We start from the raw sequence: 3,673 nt of genomic DNA on the forward strand, positions 1-3,673 counted from the left end.
GACGGGTCCACCATTGATCTCAACGAATTGTCTTTGGAGGATCAACGCGCTTAGGGGCTGTTGTGTCGCGTGCCTCTCCGGTGGCTCTGGGTGGCGGGGTTAGACTCCGACCGGCGGGCCGTTGTGGGCGAGAGGGGACTGGNATGCCGACGGATTCTTTTGTTCACCTCCATGTGCACACTGAGTATTCGATGCTGGACGGTGCGGCGAAAACGGGCCTGCTTTTCAAGGAAGCGGCGAAGTTGGGGATGCCGGCTGTCGGGATGACCGACCACGGTAACATGTTCGGTGCCTACGAATTTTATCAGGGTGCGAAGTCCGCGGGTGTCAAGCCGATCATCGGGATCGAGGCGTACCTGGCGCCCGAGTCGCGCCACCACAAGCGGCCTGTCCTGTGGGGGGAACGCTCGCAGCGCGACGTCGACCCTGCGGGTGAGGGCGGTGACGTGTCCGGTGGCGGCGCCTACACCCACATGACGATGCTCGCAGCCAACGCCGCCGGGCTGCGCAACCTGTTCCGGCTGTCGTCGATCGCGTCGATCGAGGGCTACTACCGCAAGCCGCGGATGGACCACGAGCTGGTCTCCCAGTACTCCGAAGGGATCATCGCGACCACGGGCTGTCCGTCAGGTGAGGTGCAGACCCGGCTTCGTCTGGGCCAGTTCGACAAGGCGCTCGCGGCAGCGGCCACCTACCAGGAGGTCTTCGGCGCGGACAACTTCTTCCTGGAGTTGATGGATCACGGTTTGCCGATCGAGCGCAGCGTCCGCCAGGGGCTGCTCGACATCGGCGACAAGCTGGGGCTTCGCCCGCTGGCCACGAACGATTCGCACTATGTGACCCAGGATCAGGCGGGAAGCCACGAGGTGCTGCTGTGCGTCGGCACCGGTAAAAAACTCGACGATCCGACCCGTTTCAAATTCGACGGATCGGGATATTATCTCAAGTCTTCGGAGGNAATGCGCAACTTGTGGGACAGTGAGGTCCCCGGGGCCTGCGACAGCTCTCTGCTTATCGCCGAGCGCGTCGAGTCCTACGACGATGTTTTCAAGTTTGTGGACCGGATGCCGCGGTACCCTGTCCCCGCGGGTGAGACGCAGCTGTCCTGGCTGCGCAAGGAAATCGACCGCGGACTGACGTGGCGCTTCCCTGCGGGCGTGCCCGCCGATGTGGTCGAGCGCGTCGACTACGAGGTCGGCGTGATCGACNAGATGGGTTTCCCGGCTTACTTCCTGGTCGTCGCCGACATCTGCAAGTTCGCGAGAGATCGGGGCATCGGGCTGGGTCCGGGGCGTGGATCGGCGACCGGGTCGATGATCGCCTACATCCTGGGTATAACCGAGCTGAACCCGATCGAGCACGCGCTGATCTTCGAGCGGTTCCTCAACCCGGAGCGGATCAGCCCGCCGGATATCGACCTGGACTTCGACGAACGTCGACGCGGTGAGGTGATCCGCTACATCACCGAGCAGTACGGCGAGGACCGCGTCGCGCAGATCAACACCTTCGGCACGATCAAGGCCAAGGCCGCGATCAAGGACTCGTGCCGGGTGCTGGGTTACGACTACGCCCTCGGCGACAAGATCTCGAAGGCGNTGCCGCCGGATGTGATGGGCCAGGGCATCCCGCTGGCCGGGATCTTCGACCCGAACCATGAGCGGTACGGTGAGGCCGCCGAGGTCCGGGCCCAGTACGAGACCGACACCAAGGTTCGGAAGGTCATCGACACCGCGCGGGGGCTGGAGGGGCTCACCCGCGGCACTGGTGTCCACGCCGCCGGGGTCATCCTGTGCTCGGAGCCGCTGCTGGATGTCCTGCCGATCCATCGCCGCGACAATGACGGCGCGATCATCACCGGGTTCCCGTTTCCTCAGTGCGAGGAGATGGGCCTGCTCAAGATGGACNGCCTCGGGCTGCGGAACCTCACCGTCATCGGTGACGCGATCGAGGCCGTCAAGCGTAACCGCAACGTCGACATCGACCTGTCCACCCTCCCCTTGGAGGACGCCAAGGCCTTCGAGTTGCTCGCCCGCGGCGACACGCTCGGGGTGTTCCAGCTCGACGGCGGACCGATGCGTAACCTGCTGCGCCTGATGGCACCGACGAAGTTCGGCGACNTCGCCGCCGTGCTCGCGCTCTACCGGCCCGGCCCGATGGCGGCCAACAGCCACATCGAGTACGCAGACCGCAAGAACGGCCNCAAGGAGATCCTCCCGATCCATCCCGAGCTCGCCGAGGCGCTGGAGCCCATCCTCGGCGAGACCTACCACCTGGTGGTCTACCAGGAGCAGGTCATGGCCATCGCCCGGGAGCTGGCCGGCTACAGCCTCGGCGGCGCCGACCTGCTGCGCCGCGCGATGGGTAAGAAGAAGAAGGAGATCCTGGACAAGGAGTTCGCTCGGTTCTCCGCCGGGATGAAGGAGAGGGGCTACACCGACGCGGCGGTCCAGGCGCTGTGGGACGTGCTTGTCCCGTTCTCCGGCTACGGGTTCAACAAGTCCCACACCGCTGGGTACGGTGTCGTGTCGTTCTGGACGGCCTACCTCAAGGCCAACTACCCGGCCGAGTTCATGGCGGCGCTGCTGACGTCCGTCGGTGACGACAAGGACAAGATGGCGGTGTACCTGGCGGAGACCCGCCGGATGGGTATCCAGGTCCTGCCCCCCGACGTCAACGAGTCGGACCTGCGGTTCGGTGCGGTCGGGGACTCGATCCGCTTCGGCCTGGGGGCCGTCCGTAATGTGGGGGAGAACGTCGTCGCCTCGATAGCCGCCGCCCGGCGGAGGAAGGGCGCGTATGAGTCGTTCGCCGACTTCCTGCAGAAGGTCGACATCGGGGTGTGCAACAAGCGCACCATCGACTCGCTGATCAAGGCCGGGGCGTTCGACTCGCTGGGCCATCACCGCCGGGTGCTGGTCAACGTACACGAGAACGCGATCGACGCGGTGATCATCACGAAGCGGGCCGAGGCCATCGGCCAGTTCGACCTGNTCGGCGACGGGGGCGCCGGCGAGGAGGAGGAGAGCCCGGGGCTAGGACTCGACCTGGACCTGTCCGGCCCCGAATGGCCGAAGAAGGAGCTGCTGGCTCAGGAACGCGACATGCTCGGCCTGTACGTGTCCTCGCATCCGCTCGAAGGCGCCGAGCGGGCGCTGGATCGCCACCGCGACACCCGGATCGTCGACCTCGCCGAGGCCAACGACGGGACGACCGTACAGATCGCCGGTATCATCAGCAAGATCGACCGGCGGATCAACAAGAACACCGCCAAGGCGTGGGCGATCGTGACCGTCGAGGATCTCGATGCCTCCGTCGAGGTGCTGTTCTTCCCCCAGTCCTACGAGGTCCATTCGTACGCGCTCGCGACCGACGCGGTCATCTCGGTGCGGGGCAGGATCAACGAGCGGGAGGGGTCGGTCTCGCTGTTTGCCCAGGACCTGACGGTGGTCGATGTCGCGACGCACGTGAACGGGCCGCCGGTCGTCATCACTCTGCCGTCACACAAGATCACACCACCGCTGGTCGATGACCTCAAACTCGTCCTGACGACCCATCCCGGGACAACTCCGGTGCACCTGCGTCTCGAAGGCCCGCAGAACACGCATCTGCTCCTGCTCGAACTCCAGGTGCAGGCGAGTAGTTCGCTGCTCGGGGACCTCAAGGCCCTGCTGGG

1 protein-coding gene is annotated in these 3,673 nt (G+C 65.3%); it reads left to right on the forward strand.

The features are described from left to right. Nucleotides 1-143: 143 nt before the first annotated feature. Nucleotides 144-3,673, forward strand: a 3,530-nt coding sequence (gene dnaE / locus ALLO2_RS22715) for a DNA polymerase III subunit alpha (RefSeq protein WP_035734678.1), incomplete at its 3' end; no start/stop codon positions are given.

The sequence above is a fragment of the Frankia sp. Allo2 genome (assembly GCF_000733325.1).
Taxonomy (GTDB): Bacteria; Actinomycetota; Actinomycetes; order Frankiales; family Frankiaceae; genus Frankia; species Frankia casuarinae.